12 protein-coding genes and 2 pseudogenes are annotated in these 15,460 nt (G+C 66.3%); 9 read left to right on the top strand and 5 right to left on the bottom strand.

Annotated elements, in window-relative coordinates; all coding sequences use genetic code 11:
• Positions 1-223 (bottom strand): annotated as a pseudogene (locus EP26_RS33760) (IS110 family transposase); the annotation flags it as partial.
• Positions 224-567: 344 nt separating this feature from the next.
• Between EP26_RS33760 and EP26_RS26130 the strand changes: the two are divergent.
• The 3 genes from EP26_RS26130 (at position 568) to EP26_RS26120 (ending at position 5,286) form a co-directional block, all read left to right on the top strand.
• Entirely contained in the window at positions 568-2,295 is a 1,728-nt protein-coding gene (locus EP26_RS26130) for a hypothetical protein (RefSeq protein WP_043343190.1), read from the top strand.
• Entirely contained in the window at positions 2,292-2,630 is a 339-nt protein-coding gene (locus tag EP26_RS26125; protein WP_211259561.1) for a hypothetical protein, read from the top strand. The genes EP26_RS26130 and EP26_RS26125 overlap by 4 nt, the downstream gene beginning before the upstream one ends.
• Positions 2,631-3,267: 637 nt before the next feature.
• Complete coding sequence (locus EP26_RS26120; protein WP_043343187.1) at positions 3,268-5,286, top strand: membrane dipeptidase; 2,019 nt, start codon at positions 3,268-3,270, stop codon at positions 5,284-5,286.
• A 426-nt stretch (positions 5,287-5,712) separates the two neighbouring features.
• On the opposite strand, the pseudogene EP26_RS26115 reads toward EP26_RS26120, so the two are convergent.
• The 4 genes and pseudogenes from EP26_RS26115 to EP26_RS26105 form a co-directional block, all read right to left on the bottom strand.
• Positions 5,713-6,758: pseudogene (locus EP26_RS26115) on the bottom strand (IS110 family RNA-guided transposase).
• Between the two features lie 205 nt (positions 6,759-6,963).
• Positions 6,964-8,058, bottom strand: coding sequence for an ISL3 family transposase (locus EP26_RS32515; protein ID WP_084112999.1), 1,095 nt, complete (start codon positions 8,056-8,058; stop codon positions 6,964-6,966).
• Between the two features lie 9 nt (positions 8,059-8,067).
• Entirely contained in the window at positions 8,068-8,496 is a 429-nt protein-coding gene (locus EP26_RS36435; RefSeq protein ID WP_052389699.1) for a transposase family protein, read from the bottom strand.
• 881 nt (positions 8,497-9,377) lie between these two features.
• Positions 9,378-10,412: an IS110 family RNA-guided transposase gene (locus tag EP26_RS26105; RefSeq protein WP_043343194.1), complete on the bottom strand. Its 1,035-nt coding sequence runs from the start codon at positions 10,410-10,412 to the stop codon at positions 9,378-9,380.
• Positions 10,413-10,486: 74 nt separating this feature from the next.
• On the opposite strand from EP26_RS26105, the gene EP26_RS26100 reads away from it, so the two are divergent.
• The 6 genes from EP26_RS26100 (at position 10,487) to EP26_RS26085 (ending at position 15,371) form a co-directional block, all read left to right on the top strand.
• A complete protein-coding gene (locus EP26_RS26100) occupies positions 10,487-11,806 on the top strand; it encodes an IS701 family transposase (protein WP_043343185.1) in 1,320 nt (439 codons plus the stop codon).
• Positions 11,807-12,001: 195 nt separating this feature from the next.
• Positions 12,002-12,766 carry a recombinase family protein gene (locus EP26_RS26095; RefSeq protein ID WP_052389698.1) on the top strand — a complete coding sequence of 255 codons (765 nt, stop codon included), beginning with the start codon at positions 12,002-12,004 and terminating at the stop codon, positions 12,764-12,766.
• An 81-nt stretch (positions 12,767-12,847) separates the two neighbouring features.
• The gene (locus EP26_RS33750) at positions 12,848-13,816 is read left to right on the top strand and encodes a Bug family tripartite tricarboxylate transporter substrate binding protein (protein ID WP_169747492.1); all 969 of its coding nucleotides are present in this window, start codon (positions 12,848-12,850) and stop codon (positions 13,814-13,816) included.
• 19 nt (positions 13,817-13,835) lie between these two features.
• Positions 13,836-14,834, top strand: a complete 999-nt coding sequence (locus EP26_RS26090; protein ID WP_084112996.1) for an ATP-binding protein — start codon at positions 13,836-13,838, stop codon at positions 14,832-14,834.
• 12 nt (positions 14,835-14,846) lie between these two features.
• Positions 14,847-15,107: a hypothetical protein gene (locus tag EP26_RS35465; protein ID WP_157033800.1), complete on the top strand. Its 261-nt coding sequence runs from the start codon at positions 14,847-14,849 to the stop codon at positions 15,105-15,107.
• Positions 15,108-15,161: 54 nt separating this feature from the next.
• On the top strand, positions 15,162-15,371 hold the full coding sequence (locus EP26_RS26085) for a hypothetical protein (protein ID WP_043343183.1): 210 nt from the start codon (positions 15,162-15,164) through the stop codon (positions 15,369-15,371).
• The last annotated feature ends 89 nt before the right edge of the window (positions 15,372-15,460 follow it).

Here is a 15,460-nt window from a genome sequence, read left to right as displayed (position 1 = left end):
TCAGCCGCACCGTGTGGCCCAGCTTGCCAAGCGCGCGCGCCCAATAATGCGCCCCGCCACAAGCTTCCAGGGCGACCAGACAGGATGGCTGCGCCGCGAAGAACTCGAGCACCTTGGCCCGCATCAGGCGCTTGCGGAACACCACCCGCCCGGTCGCATCCGCCCCGTGTGCTTGAAATACCCGCTTCGCTATATCCAGCCCGATTGTGTTAGCCTGCCCCATGGACGCCTCCCCTGGTGATAGCTTGACACCTTCACCTTGGCACATTGATGCCGTCGGGGGGCGTCCACACCATCAGACCGCGTGACTGATGATCTCGGCCGGAAAGCGGTAGCCGGGGTAGGTGACGAGTTCGGGCGTCATCAACCCAGCTTGGCCCAGCCGCTTCGTTCCGAATAGGCGCCGACAACTTGGCAATGCCCCCGCCTGGCCTCCGCGAGGGCATCGCTTACGCCCTCTGCCACGCTGCCTAAATAGCCAAACTTGAGCTAAGAATCGGATGAAATAGCTTGCAATTCCGTGGCGGTAAGGTTTGCTTAGGTGCCACGTGAAGTGGTGACATTAACATGTCCGACACCGCGTCTATCTCCGGCATCACGCCGCGCTTCACGCCCCGCGGCGCCCGGGAGTTGATCGACGACATTGATCTGCTACTTGACCACCTCGGCCGCGCCTTGCCAGGACGGCTTGAGGCTTGCTTTGACGACAGTCGAGGGTCGACCGCGCGCCCGGCGAGCGCCGCGGACCCGCCGACACCGCCAGACGATGCTGTTGGGGGGGCGGGGGTAGGCGCACGCACCAAGGCCGCATTCCTTCGGCATCTTGCCGACATCGCCGACCGTTCAGGCCGTTCGGCAGAGGCGGGCGGCGGGCGTGACGCTTCCTGGAGCGAGTTCGTGCCAGACCTCGTCTTCCTGATCCAGTCGCGCGACTTCCTCGCCACCCTCGTGCAGGCCGCTACGGTAGACACGATCCGCCTGACGCGTGCCTACGTCGATGAGACGATCAGGCCTCGGAAGCCCGCCGGCCGGCGCCCACGGACAGCTTCGGCTGCCGCGCCAGGGGCTCCTGGGCTGGGTGGGACCGGTGGACGACCTTCCGACGGCCTCGGTGCGCCGCGCAACCACACTGACATCGGCATCGCGCTGGCTAAGCGGATGAGGCTATTCAGGCAGATATGCTTGGGATGCGTAGTCGCCACGCTGCTTCTCTCGTTGCATGCCTTTGCGGGGAAGGTGTTGCTGGACGAGCGGGAGCGCACCGTGCGTTTCTTAGGGGAGGTAACCACCGACATCGAAAAGGCGGCCGACGAGAGGGCAACAACCAGCTCTGCCCTTTTCACCGCTGCCGCACGAGGCGCAGGCCACGTTGCTACATATTGCGACGCGCCGTTCCTCGACGACGAGGGAGTCGTTCGGTACGTGTCGACGAGGCAGGAGGTGCTGTGCAACCGCCTATGGGGCGTCAACGAGGAGGTGAACCGCCTCAACAATCAAGTGGGCACCTGGACAACCCCGTTCGTTCGCTCACCACTTGGCTGGTTCTTCGGCGTGACCACACTCCACTCGGGTTCCTTTGGCTTGCTAGGCCAGGCAGACGGGGAGCCAGTGGTTCGTCGCTTCACGGAGAACGCGCGAGCTGCCGGTTACGTCGATGCGCTGGAGCTGGCGAGGCAGCGTGGCGAGGCCGCGCGCTCGCAGCGCCCAGAGGGAGGGGGTGCCCCGAGAGCCGACACCGTCATAGCGCGGGGCGCCACTCCCAACACCGGCTCCGGCGAGGAGGCACCTCCCGCGCCGCCTGCCGGCGTGGTTCCGGACCCAGCCGTGCTAGGTCGGATCGTGAAGGCTGCTGGAGACTGGGCGATCAAGCTGAATTACCGTCCCCCTAGCGATCTGCGGGCCGGCCGTGCGACGCCACTGCAGGCTCGGGCCGTTATCGAGGGAGTTGGGCTTTATGCGATGCCCTGCCTGTATGCGGTGCTCGGCGCCTTCGTTGCGGTGTTTCGTAACATCGCGGCGAAAAGCGATGCGTCGCTGCTGGACCGCTCCGACCTCGACCGAGCGACGCAAACCGTCATGCTCGGCTTGGTGTTCGGGGCAGTGGTGGGGTTGATCGCGGACGTACTAAGAGCCGGTGGCGCCGCTGCCCCATCGCCGGGCACGACGGTTACCCTCGGCGTGAGTGCGCTGGCGCTGCTTGCGGGCTACTCGGTGGGGCATGTATTCGGGTTGTTGGACGACATCAGCGAGCGGGTTTTTGGGCGGCGGGCTTCGTCCGGCGCAACCGCACGTTGATCGTCAGGGGCGGTCCGATTCAGGCCACTTACGGTTTTGTCGGCGCCTTGTTGCAGCGGTCGCCGGCCTGGATGGCTTTGGGTAGGGTGAGGCTTTGGCGGCGCCATGCGCATCTACGATGTATCGCCGAGCGCGGCCGCACGGGCTGGCAGCAGACCTCAGGCTATGGCTGGCGTGCTCTGGTGGAGTCTGACATCGCGCGATGGAAACGCATCGTCGGTGACGGCCTACGCTTCCAAACCGACGGGCGGCAGGTGACCGAAGTGGCGATCGCCGCCGAGGTGCTGAACCGAATGCTGGAACTCGGACGCCCAGAGTACGTCCGCATCGCTTGATCCCGAACGTGGGTAGGCCAGTACGTCGGTGCCGCTGACCCGTGCAACACGGCGAACGCGTAGTAGACCATGCCTACGCCGGCGCTCGCGCTCGCGCTCACTTGCCTCGCCCGTCTCGGCCAGCACCTGCCGCACCTGCTCGCGTGGAAAGGTTCTGGCGATCACCCCGAGGCTGATGTGGTCGCTGAGACGGACGCCGGCTGGAAGGCCCGCAGGACTACCGGCCCATCGCTGCCGATCCCGCATCACCAAGCCTGCAGGCTAGAACTCCCACCAGCCAGAGCGAACAGCATTGGGGCTAGGGTGGGGTCAGGCGGCCAAGACGTTCAAGCCTGCCGAGCCTGCCGAGCCTGCGATTTACCAGGCCAGCATCAGCCTTCGGCGAAGCCTGCGCCCAATTTGTGTTGCCATACAGGTCTCGACGGGCGGATCCTGCCCCGTACCGCCCCGAGTATCTGCGGGATGTGCGTTGCGGGGAGGTCCATCCACGCCGACCGTCAAGTTTAAGTCGGCGAGCCCGTCGATAATCAAGAATCTTAGCTGACATGTCGCCGTAGGGTGTTCGATCACAAAATCAGGGCTGTTGCGACCAGTTCAAGCGACTGAATGCCATCATCGCCCGAGGGGAATACTGATCATGTCCGCGGAACCAGGCAAAAGGCGAATAGCCTTTCTCGTCTCGGGTGCCATCGCCGTAGCCCTCTCGGCGGTATGTGGTCCCGAGATGTATGTCTGGGCCCAAGGCCATCACCACACGGGCAGGATGGTTCAGCAGCCAGCCGGCGCCGAGCCTCGCCGCCCGTCGCACATGACGGCGGAGCAAACAGCGCGCGCGGCCACGCTGCACACGGCGTCAACGGTGATCCTTGCACACAGTCACATCATTGAAGTCGAGGAGTTCGACAACGCGCTCGCAGGCGGCCTCTCCGGTCTTGGCTTGGACATCGTCCCCGGAGACGGCCAGGAATTCATCGACACGTGTCGGCTTCCGCGAACTCCGCTTGAGACCTTCGATATCTACGACCGCAACCTGGAGCAGCTCATCTCGATCGTCGCCGCCAGTTCAAACCGCTACCGCATAGCGAGAACTGTACAGGACATACGGGGCGCCAAAACTGACGCCGCGCTGGCGATCATTGTTGGCACGGAAGGCGCGGACCATGTGGTCCGCGTTATCACCCTGCCACCAACCCCGGCGGACGTCCGCGCCGGCGTCAGAGCGCGTCATGCAAATGGTTGGCGTAAGTCGCATCTTTTCTACCCACCCGTCTCGCACGCTCTAGGACCTGGATGTCCACTGCCGGGCGGCCTGGGAAGCAGCCAATTGTACTGGCGTAGCCACGCGACCCTGACCGAAGAAGGGTCGGCGCTCATCCGAGAGATGAATCGCGTCGGTGTCCTGATAGATGTAACTCACCTGCCAGCGCCCATGCTGACTCAGCTGCTCGAAGGGCGTCCGAACGCTGGCCACGAGCGGAACAACGCACCGCTCCTGAATTCCCACGACTTCGCCAATCTCGCGGTCACCATCGCGACCGACTTCAGGGCGTTTAACAGATCGGTCGCCGCGAGCGGCGGCGGCTTTGGCGTCGTCGGCTACAACTTCATTCCGGAGTCTTTCAACGGAGGTGCGGGCAGCGTCACCGCCGCCACTGTAGTGGCGGCCATGAAGGAGTTGAAGGATATCGTCGGCGCGGATCACATCGTGCTGGGCGGAGACTACTTCCGTGGGCCGTTCACGTTCGTGCCCGCGAGCGTCGCGGACATGCGATCTCTAACCGAGGAGTTTGTCGCGCAGGGCTTTACGGAGGAGGAGATCAGGAAAGTCCTTAGCGAGAACATGCTCACCGCGTATGAGCGCGCCTGGGATCCGACACGAGGCTACAGCGGGGGGCTCGCGCGCTTTTACGCATGCACGAACGCCTCGACGTCTGCGGAGTGCCTCGCGGCGAGGTCCCGCCAAGGGCAAGGTGACTTCAACCACCGCCCGGTCACGTGCCTCACCAACACCGCTGCGGGGGCTGTCAGTCTGCAGCTCACGTATCAGAACAACCAGTGGAACAGCTGGTCCATCACCGGCTCGCTCATTCCCTGCATCGACGGAAGTCTCATCGCCGTGAGCTGGGGAGACGGAGCGGCGAACGGGCAACTGGGCCTTTGCACGAACAACTCCACCGCGCCGCTATGCGCGCTTGCTGCAGCGTCAGGCGGAAACGGTTCGGTCGACTCACGAGCCGTCAACTGCTTATCACCTCTCGGCAACGGCGCCATTGGCCTTCAGGTCCCGTACTCGGGCGGCAGGTGGAGGTATTTTAATCTCGCAGCAGGTCTCAATGATTGTACGCCGGGCTCGCTCTTGGCGGTTCGCTGGGGGACGGGCGCAAATGCGACCGCCGAAGTCCAGCTCTGCGACGACCGCGGCAGCGACTTATCCGAACAGGGCGCCAACGCCGTCTGCGTCCAAGCCGCCGCCAACGGCGGTAGCGGCACCGGGGTTGTTCGCGCGCTTAGTTGCTACAACTCCACAGCCGACGAGAACGCACACGGCGCCGTGGGCCTGCAGCTTACTTACGTCGGGGGGCACTGGTACTACTACAACATCGCGGGCGGCCTCAATCCGTGTGTTCACGGGAGCGTACTTGTGGCCCGCAAATGAGGCGACCGCAGCAAGCTGATGGGCTTTGTCAGGTCTTGCGCCAGTAGGGCCGTTTGGCCGGCTGGAACAGGGCTGGTAGCCTTCCGAGGCGAGGGAACGGGGGCCAGGGATGGACTGTGTGGCCTGTGGCTCCGCTGCTGTGGCGGAGCGGCACCGTTCTCTTATGGTGGGCGTGGAGATCAAGCCCTCCGTTGTCCTCTGCGCAGCGACAATGGGCACCCCTGTCGGGTCATGGTTCTCTCCGCGGTCGGCGTGAGCCGCCGCATGATGGTGTCGGAAGCTCCGGCCTCGTGATGTCAAGTACGCGGTCACCCGCTCAGGATGGAATGGAGCCGCAACAGTGCCCACGCGATGGCCGGAACCCCGTCCCGACAGGGACGCCCTTTCGCTGCTGCCAGCGGATTTCGTACCTTTGCTGTGTGTGGCTCAGGCCATCCGTGCCTCCTTGGCCGACCAGCGGAACTCACTGCCGTCGCGCAGCATCCTGTGGAGGATCACCGAGAGCTTCCGCGCCACGGCGACGGTAGCCTTCTTGGTACCGGTTCGCTTGGCCAGCCGCGTTCCCCAGGCCTTCAGCGCTGACCAGCGCGAGACCCGGTGGAGGATGATCCCCGCCGCCTCGTAGAGGTAGGCCCGTAGCAGCTTGTCGCCGCAGCGTGAGATGTGGCCGGTGTAGTCCTCTCGCCGAACTGATAGCGCTTTGGTGTCAGGCCAAGGTAGGCGCCGACGCTCGAGGATTTGGTGAAGCGCTCCGGCCTATCCACGACACTGACGTAGGTAAGGGCGACCAGGACGCCGACACCCGGTGCGGTCATGAGCCGCCGCACCGCCTGGTCCTGCCGGGCGATGGCGAGGAGCCTTCGGCTGAGAACCGCGACTTGCTCGCCCACGCTCTGCCAAGCCGCCAGCAGCGCCTCAGCCGCGTCCCGCAGCAGTCCGTCCGCAACCAGGGCCCGCACCCGCTCGGCAAAGGGCTGGCCACCACCCTTGCCAGCGATCAGGCCGAAGGGCTTCAGCACGCCGCGGATCTGGTTGGCCAGATCGACGCGCATGCGCACCAGCTGCGCCCGGGTGGTGAGCAGCGACCGCACCAGATGACTGTCCATGCCCTTGACCGCCACCTCGCGGTACCAGCCCGTACGCACGATTTGCGCCAGGCCGCGGGCGTCGTTGCGGCCGGATTTGTTCATCTGCAGCGCCAGCACCGCCTTGGCGTGACGCGCGTCGAGGCAGACCACGGGCAGGCCAGCCTTCCTTAACTCGTGCCAATGCCAGGCCGACATGGGCCCGCTCTCCAGGCCAGCCCGTGTCACGCCCGGCGCCCGTGCCGCGATCGTGGCGGCAATCGCCTCCGGGGTGGAGGCGCACTTGCCCTACCAGAGCGTCTTGCCGCTGCCGTCAACGACGCAGACCGAGGTCTGCTCCTGCGAGACATCCAGTCCAACATACCGTTCCGTGCCAGCTCTCCTCAGCAGGTCCGAGCGCACCAGACCCTGATTGCCGCTGGAGGGCACCAGCCCGCCATAACGCCATGTCAAGTTAAGCGGGCTTGGCGGGCCGGGTCGGGTCGGGTCGGGTAGGCAGCCGAAATGAATTCGCCAGCCGCCAAGTCTTCCTATTCTGTCAATGCTGAGGTGGGTTTGGTTCTCCCGCACTTCCCGTGCTGCCGTTGCCGGATCATGTGGCGTGTAGGACGCGTGCGCGGAGGAGCTCAAAGCCTGCACGGCCGTACATTGTCCGCTTGATCATCTTGATCCGGCAGATCTGGCCTTCGGCCGGACTGGTGGTCCACGGCAGATCGAGCGCGGCCTGCACGGCGGCGATGTCCCGGCGCAGCTCGGTGGCAAAGGCGGCGAGCGGCGTAGACGCCGCGTCGGCTAGCACGTCATCGAGCGCCTCATCGCTGTGCCGCCGCAGCACCTGGACGAGGCGCCTGGCGACGGCAATCGTGGCGGAGAGAACTGGCACCTCCTCCAGCAGCCGCGCGGCGAACAGCCGATCGGGCGTGGACAGTGTGCTGGCGGCCGCCATCAGCAGCCGGGCGATGCGACGGCCGGAGGGCGGCCGCCAGGGTTGGCCATCCGCCATAACCGGCACCCTTCCGGGGCTGTGCCCAGCCCGGCGCCGCTGCGTTGCCCAGGCCCGCACGATGGCGGGCCGGCCGGGGAAGCCCAGCGAGGAGAGTTCGCGCCACAGCTGGGCTGCGTTGCAGCAGCCCGCCGCCCAACGCCGCTCCAGGTGCTCGCGGTAGGGATCAAGTAGGCTGCTTCGCGGTGGCCTGCGCCAGGTTGGCATCGAGCCCGCCTGGAGCCAGTGCCGGAGTGTTTTGCGGTCTGCGCCGACCTGCCGGGAGATGGTGCTGATCGAAGCGCCAGCCGCATGCAGCCGCACCGCCTCGTCGAAGCGGGCCTGCCGGCGTGCCCGCCTCGCCTCGGCCCTACGGGCCTCCGGGTTCGGCGGAGCTATGACCGGGGTGCTCCGGGCATCCTCGGCTGCCAACTGCGTCATGACCTCGCGGCCGATGCGGTGGACGGCGGCATGGTGACGGTTGGTGACGGCATGGATGGCGTCACCCAGATTCCGCAGCAGGTGCCAGCGGTCGGTGACCTGGACGGCATCGGGCGCACCTTGGCGCGCGCCGTCGGCGTAGACGCCGGCCCGGTCTCGGGCGACGATCTCGACGCCGGGGTTGGCCCGCAGCCACGCGGACAGGCTCTCGGCCCGCCGGTCCGGCAGCAGGTCGACAGCCCGGTTGCGCTCCAGGTCGACCAGGACCGTCCCTTAGCGGTGGCCGCGACGCCAGGCCCATTCGTCCACCGCCAGTACCCGTACCGCTGGCCTGGGTTCCAGCGTGGCGCCCGCACGCCGCACCATCCGCAGCAGCGTGTCGGCGCTGGCGGGCATGGCCAGCCGCGCCGCGGGCGGCGCGATGTCGGTGAGCCGTTCGGCGAAGGCCACCCGTGGACAGGCTGGCTGCAGGCATCGGAAACGCCGAGCCCGTACGTGCAGCCGCACCGGACGTCCTTGCCAGGGCAGGTCGTGCAGGATGCGATCGTACTGGCTGTGGACCCGCCGGGTGGGTGCGGCGCAGGTCGGGCAGGCCGCCCAGGCCTGGCGCGGCGTGACGAGGATGGTGAGGTAGTCGGGAGAGGGCAGGATCTGCTGGACCAGCAGCCCTGCCGGAATGAGCGGCAGGAGGCGCTTGGACAAGAACGACACTTCAAAGGAGGAGAGGGTTCCTCCTATGTGCTCACTCCGCCCCGGAACGACGACCCGCAGCACGGGAATTGCGGGAGAACCTGAATGCTCCCCAGAAGTGCTGGTGGCTATGTCGCGGCGCTGAGGTCGGCTGTTCGGAGAGGGCGGTGGCGACGACGGTATCGCCGAACACTTCGGTCTGCCTCTGACTTCGAGCGGGTAGCCTCTGAAGTCAGCGTCACGGATCCGCGCCACCCACTGTTCGGGCAGTCGCTGCGCTTGCTGTCGCTGACTTGCAGCCGCGGACCGGCTTTTGTCGTGGTGGCTTTGCTGGACGGACGTCGGCGCCTGGTTCGGCGCGCGGCAACGAGCCTGGATCAGCCCCCGCCGGCGGACATGACGGTGCCGTACATTTCCGTTCGTGCGCTGCTGCCCTTGGCACGGCATATCCGGAGCATGGTGGCCGCCTCCTCAGCTCGAGTTTGGCCATTCCGGGATGAGGCGGCGGAGCGGGTGACGGGCTAAGCTGGAGGCGTCCTGGCCAGAGGACCGCCCCCATGTTGACCCTGCCGGCCCGCTTCGCCGCGGTGATCCTATGCTTCGCACCGCTCCTTTTTCATGTGTGGACGGCCCCCTCGATGCAAGGGCTTTGTGGTGTGATGGCGCCGCGGTCGGGTGCGGTCATGTGTCCGGCCTCGATGTGCGGTACGCATGACCGCGGGCCTTGATGGAATCCGCGAACCCTGCTCTCAATCAACGGATCGCGCTCGATCGCGCTTTGAAAAACTCGGGTTTGGCAGGGTTTCGGGATCGACCGGTGTTGCCATCACTCCGCTTCGCCCTCACGCCCCCATCGGCCGCGGCAGCTCCGATGAGGAAGCTCTACACCCTCGTTACGCGGCGGCCGGCACGGCTCCTGCGAGCTTGGGCGCCCGGTACGCGTCACCGCTGCGCAGCATGGCCCAAATCACCCGGGCGGTCTTGTTCGCTATGGCGATGGCCGCAACCTTAGCTGGCCGGCGCTCGAGCAGCCTCCCCAGCCAGCTTTCGGCCTCCTGCGCCCTCTGGCTGCGGATCACCGCGACGGCACCGATGAACAAGAGACGTCGCAAGTAGGCGCTCCCTGCCTTGGAGATGCCGCCTTGCTTGGCCTTGCCGCCACTGCTGTTCTGCTTCGGGACCAGCCCCCATGCCGCCGAGAGGTGCCGGGCGGAGGTGAAGTTCGAAGCATCCCCGATCGTCGCCACAACGGCGGAGGCGGTGATCGGTCCGACGCCCGGGATCTTGGCCAGACGCCGGCTCGCCTCATTGCCCTTGTGCCACTCCAGGATCAGCGCCTCGAGTTTGTCGATCTGCGTCTCCACCGCTTCGATCTGGGCAGCGAGGCAGTTGAGCGACGCCCTGGCGAGCGGGGGTATCCTGGTGTTGTCCGCATCGACCAGCTCCGCCAGCAGATCGGCGACACGACGGATCCCCTGGGCGGCGATGATGCCCAGCTCGGCCAAGTGACCCCGAAGCGCGTTCACCAGAGCGGTTCGCTGCCCGACCAGCAGCTCACGGGACCGGTGCATCATCAGTGCCGCCTGCTGTTCAGGCGTCTTGATCGGCACGAAGTGCATGTTGGGCCGGGTGACCGCTTCACAGATGGCTTCGGCATCGGCAGCGTCCGTCTTGCCGCGCTTGACGTACGGCTTGACGTAGGTGGGTGGCAGCAGCCTCACCTCGTGCCCGAGAGCGGCGATCTCGCGGGCCCAGTAGTGCCCTGTGCCGCACGCCTCGATACCCACCAGAGCCTTGGGTCGGTCCTTAAAGAATGAGAGCACATCCCCGCGGCTGAGCTTGCGGCGCAATACGACCTGGCCGGCGGCATCGACCGCATGAACCTGGAAAAAGTTCTTGGCGATGTCGAGACCAATGGTGGCCGGGATGGCTGTTGCGCTAGTCTTCACGGCGGACGGCTCCTTTCGCTCGGTGTCCTCAACAACCCGAGTTTGGCACATAGATGCCGCTCAGGGGCCGTCCACCCCATCAACGGAGTTGGCGGCACGCCGAGGTGTTGCTGGTCGGGGCCATTCTGGCGCCAGGCCGGCGTACGGTGGCCAGCATTCTCCGGATTGCCGGGCTCAGCCGGGAGCGGCGGTTCGTTAACTACCATCGCGTGCTGAACCGCGCTGCCTGGAGCGGGAGAGCGGCGGCGAAGGTGTTGCTTGGCTTGCTGCTGGATGCCTTCGTGCCGGCAGGTCCGGTACTCCTCGGGCTCGACGACACCATCGAACGCCGGCGCGGTGCGTGCATCGCCGCAAAAGGGATCTACCGGGATCCGGTCCGCTCCAGTCACGGGCATTTCGTCAAGGCGAGCGGGCTGCGCTGGCTCAGTCTCATGCTGCTGGCTCCCATTCCTTGGGCCGGACGGGTTTGGGCGCTGCCCTTCCTGACGGCCCTTGCGCCTTCGGAGCGCTACCGCCGCGAGCGTGGGTTGCGCCACAAAAAGCTGACCGACTGGGGACGACAGCTGGTCCTGCAGGCCCGTTGCTGGATGCCGGGCAGGCGCTTGATCCTGGTCACCGACAGCGGCTTCTCCGCCCTCGAGTTCTTGGCCGCCCTGCTTCGGCAGGAGATCACCTGCGTGACCCGGCTGCGCCTTGACGCTGCTCTCTACCGACCGGCTCCACCGCGCCAACCCGGCACCATCGGGCGTCCTCGGACCAAGGGCGAGCGTCTGCCGACCCTGGCCGCGGTGCTGACCAACGAGACCACCCGGTGGCAGCGCCTGACCGTGCCCGGCTGGTATGGCGAGGGCGATCGCGTCGTCGAGATCTGCTCCGATACCGCCGTCTGGTACCATGCCGGCCTGCCTGTCGTGCCGATCCGCTGGGTGTTGCTGCGCGACCCCGGCCGGCGCTTCGATCCACAGGCCCTGCTCTGCACTGACCTGGCGCAGGAGCCGCTGCAGATCGTCCGCTGGTTCGTCCAGCGCTGGCAGCTGGAAGTCACCTTCCGCGAGGTGCGGGACCACCTCGGCGTCGAGACCCAGCGGCAGTGGTCGGACAAGGCCATCGCCCGCACCACACCATGCCTGCTCGGCCTGTTCTCGATCGTCACCCTGTTGGCGTCGTGCCTCAACAGCCGTGCCCAGCTCCGGGTCTCAGCCAGCGCCTGGTACCACAAGCAGCGGCCGACCTTTGCCGACAGCCTTGCCGCTGTACGGCGGGAGATCTGGAGTGAGCAGGGTTTTGCGCTGTCCCGCCACACCCTCGACGCTACCAAACTCCCGCCTGCCCTCCGCGAAGGTATCGCATACGCCCTCTGCCATGCCGCCTGATTGGCCAAAGTCGAGCTCAGAGGAGGCCTCCAATGTCCGCATCGCCCCACCCAGCGCTCCCCGGCAACCAGCGGCCGTGCCCTGCTCCAGGACCGCGTCCCCGACCCTGGCCAACCCTGCCAGAGATGACGCGGGTCCAGCTGGCGCGACAGGTCGCCCGCCTACTCCGGCGCGTCCGAGACGAGGGAGGGCGGCATGCTGACCAGACCCGATGAGCGAATCGAGCAGGTCACCACGGTACACCGTGCCAAGCTCGCCTATGTCTATGTCCGCCAGTCCTCGGTCGGCCAAGTCCGCCAACACCAGGAGAGCACGGAACTGCAATACCGGCTGGTCGACCGGGCCAGCAGTCTCGGTTGGCCGCGCGAGCGGATTACAGTGATCGACGATGACCTGGGCAAGTCGGGTGCGTCGAGCGCGGGGCGCCAGGGCTTCCAGCGGCTGATCGCCGAGATCAGCCTGGGCAAGGCCGGCCTCGTGCTTAGCCTGGATGCTTCTCGCCTCGCACGCAACAACCGCGATTGGCACCAGCTGCTGGAGCTGTGCTCGATCTTCGGCGTGCTCCTTGCCGACGGTGAGCGCCTGTTTGATCCGGGCGTTCATCACGATCGCCTTCTGCTGGGCCTATCGGGCCTGATGAGCGAGGCGGAGCTACACCAGATCCGGCTGCGCCTCCACCAGGGTGAGCGGCAGAAAGCGGCCCGCGGCGACCTGCGCCTGCCATTGCCGGCTGGTCTCGCTTACGGGCGGGGCGGCGAGATGATCCTCACTCCCGACGAGGAAGTGCAGGCGCGCCTGCGGCTGGTATTCAGCACCTTCCAGGCCGTGCAGACCGCCAAGGCGGTGATGCGCGACCTTCAGCGCCATGGCCTGGCGCTGCCGGTGCGGCCGCGCGGCGGGCCGGCCCCGCATGAGATCGGATGGCCGGCCGTACTTGCGGCGAGGCTTCCTGTCACATAAGATCGCGCGATCTCGCGATCAGAGTGTCGCAGGAAGTCAGGCCGGCGTAGGGGGCTGCACCAGATGCGGAGTGGCAGGATTATGCTCTCGCGTCGCCTGGTGATAGGGGCCGCTTCGGCCGCGTCGTCATCCTGGGCTTTGGGTGTCTTCGCGCAGGACCCGTCGCTTTGGCGCCCTGACCGCATCGTGCGCTTTATCGTCCCCGTTGGCCCTGGGAGCACGAGCGATTCCGTCGCACGCACAGTTGCTGGATGGCTCGAACTCGCTTGGCGCCAACCAGTGGTAGTCGAGAACCGGGCCGGTGCCGGCACGACCATCGGAACGGCGCAGGTGGCCCGCGCGGCACCCGACGGCTACACGCTGCTTCTCGGCTCCGCACCCTTTGCGATCGCGCCGTTCATCTATCGCGACCTACCTTACGACGCAGGGCGAGACTTCGCCCCCGTCGCTTTGCTGACCCGTTCGCCGCTTGTGCTCATTGCTGGATCCAACACTGGAATCGCCAAATTCGGGGATCTTGTGCCCGGGTCGGACGTGACTTGTGGCACGCCTGGAGTAGGCACGTTGTCGCATGTCACGCTCGAGCTTCTCAGGCAGCGCTCCGGGCTCACTGTGACGCACGTGCCCTATCGTGGCCCGGGGCCAGCGATAGCCGCACTGGCAGCCGGCGAAGTGACTCTTCTGTTTGGCTCTCCATTTGAGTTGACGCCGCAGATCACGGCTGGCGCCGTGCCCCTCGCGGTGGCGGCGGCAGAGCGCGCACCGCACCTCCCCAGCGTGCCGACTTTCGCTGAACTTGGCGTACCCGGAATAGAGGCGAGAGCATGGTTCGGGCTGCTCGCGCCATCGGGCACGCCAGAAGGGATTATCGCAGCACTATACGCCGCCGCGACGGCAGCGCTCGCGGCGCCCGAGGTCAGCAATGCCCTAGACACACAGGGGATGACAGTCATGCCCGCGGATCCAGCCTCATTTGGGCGCTTTCTGAGTACCGAGTTCGACCGCTGGTCCGAGGTCGTCCGTCGAGCGGGCATACACACTGGGCAATGAGGCCAAACGAGGAGGCTCGATGCCTAAAAGAATGTGCTGCTGCGTGTCTCGAACTAAGGATTTCACGACACGACTTGATGCGTTGCACCCCGACGACCGCGGAGCGGCGCTCCAAGCTTGGCACGAAGGGGCGCCAGACGGTGTGGTCCAACTCGACTGCCGCATCCGCCATGCGGCTTCCAGCCGCTATGCCTGGTTCCAGATGCGCGGCACGCCAGTGCGAGAGGGCGGCCACGTCGTCGAGTGGATCGGCTCCTGCACCGATATTGATGAGCAGATCCGCGCGCGAGATGTCCTGGCCCGCAGCCGCGAGGAGCTTGAGGCTCTCGTTGCGGCGCGCACGGCGGAGTTGATGGTCGCCGAGGGCGCCCTGCGACAAGCACAGAAGATGGAGGCGGTGGGCCAGCTTATCGGTGGCATCGCGCACGACTTCAACAACATGCTTCAGGGCGTCGCGGGCGCTGTGAACATGGCGCGGCGCCGTGTTGCCGATGGCCGCGCTGACGAGGCCGGGCGCTACCTGGACGCGGCGCGCGACGCAGCGGGGCGAGCCGCGGGGCTGACGCGGCGCTTGCTCGCCTTTGCGCGGCGCCAGCGTCTCGACCCGAAGGTGTTGGAGCCGGACGTGTTGGCGGCGAGCATGGCGGACGTGGTGCGCCGTGCGGTGAGACCCGGCGTCGAGCCGAGGCTGGAGGTGGGCGGCAGCATCGGGAGCGTGCTGTGCGACCCCAACGAACTTGAAAGCGCACTGCTGAACCTGTGTATCAACGCCCGCGACGCGATGCCCGGGGACGGGCGGCTGACGATCGGTACCGAGGACGTGCGCCGTTCTGCGGTGGAGGCCGCAGGGTACGAAGGAGTGTCGCCCGGGGACTATACCGCGATCTCGGTTTCGGATACCGGGGCAGGGATGACGCCAGAGGTGCTGACGCGGGTGTTCGAGCCGTTCTTTATCACCAAGCCACTGGTGCAAGGCACCGGGCTCGGGCTGAGCCAGGTATACGGCTTCGTCCGGTAGTCAGGTGGTCTGGTGCAGATCGAGAGCACATCTGGCGGCACCGTCAACTTGTTGCCTTTGGGCCGAGCGCGCTGGCAAGCTGAGGACGATGCGGGCAGGACTTCAGGCTGCCGCAGCAACCCTGCTGATATCCGCCCACACCTCGAACGCTCGCGCCCTTGGGGCGCGAAACTCGCTGGCGGAGACGTGGTCGCGGCGGAGATGGAAGAGATTGGCAATCTGGTCGTGGGCGGAGATGAAGCGCTGTGCCTGCCGGGTAGTGTCTCAGTTTGAAATTCGGACGACGACGCTTGCTCTCGTGCTTAGCGGTAGGCATAAGGCCGCCGCATGGCATACTGGGGCGAAGTGGCGCGGCGCGCTTGGCGCGAGGCTGCAAAGACAGTTAAGCTCGACAGCCGGAAGTTGCTGATGGTCCTCGTGCTGGGGCAAGCCGTCGTTGGCCTCATGATCTACCTCGCTCTCGGCGTCGAAAACTTGCCCGAGAACGTGATCGCGCGCGGCGCAACCCGCCCGGGAGTTCTGAAAACCGCCTCTTAGCTTGGCTTTGCACGTGCCGTGACGCTCGCGTGCCATCATGGCGGGCGGCAGACGATGAGCAGCAATCGCTCGATGAGATCGGCTGAGAC

This window comes from Belnapia moabensis DSM 16746 (assembly GCF_000745835.1).
GTDB lineage: Bacteria > Pseudomonadota > Alphaproteobacteria > Acetobacterales > Acetobacteraceae > Belnapia > Belnapia moabensis.
This window is presented reverse-complemented; position numbering and strand designations above follow the sequence as displayed.

What these genes read in the sequence shown, in the direction of transcription:
- EP26_RS26130 (WP_043343190.1), top strand. Translation starts at nt 568, where the DNA reads ATGTCCGACACCGCGTCTATCTCCGGCATCACGCCGCGCTTCACGCCC.
- EP26_RS26120 (WP_043343187.1), top strand. Translation starts at nt 3,268, where the DNA reads ATGTCCGCGGAACCAGGCAAAAGGCGAATAGCCTTTCTCGTCTCGGGT.
- EP26_RS26100 (WP_043343185.1), top strand. Translation starts at nt 10,487, where the DNA reads ATGCCGCTCAGGGGCCGTCCACCCCATCAACGGAGTTGGCGGCACGCC.
- EP26_RS26095 (WP_052389698.1), top strand. Translation starts at nt 12,002, where the DNA reads ATGCTGACCAGACCCGATGAGCGAATCGAGCAGGTCACCACGGTACAC.
- EP26_RS33750 (WP_169747492.1), top strand. Translation starts at nt 12,848, where the DNA reads ATGCTCTCGCGTCGCCTGGTGATAGGGGCCGCTTCGGCCGCGTCGTCA.
- EP26_RS26090 (WP_084112996.1), top strand. Translation starts at nt 13,836, where the DNA reads ATGCCTAAAAGAATGTGCTGCTGCGTGTCTCGAACTAAGGATTTCACG.
- EP26_RS26085 (WP_043343183.1), top strand. Translation starts at nt 15,162, where the DNA reads ATGGCATACTGGGGCGAAGTGGCGCGGCGCGCTTGGCGCGAGGCTGCA.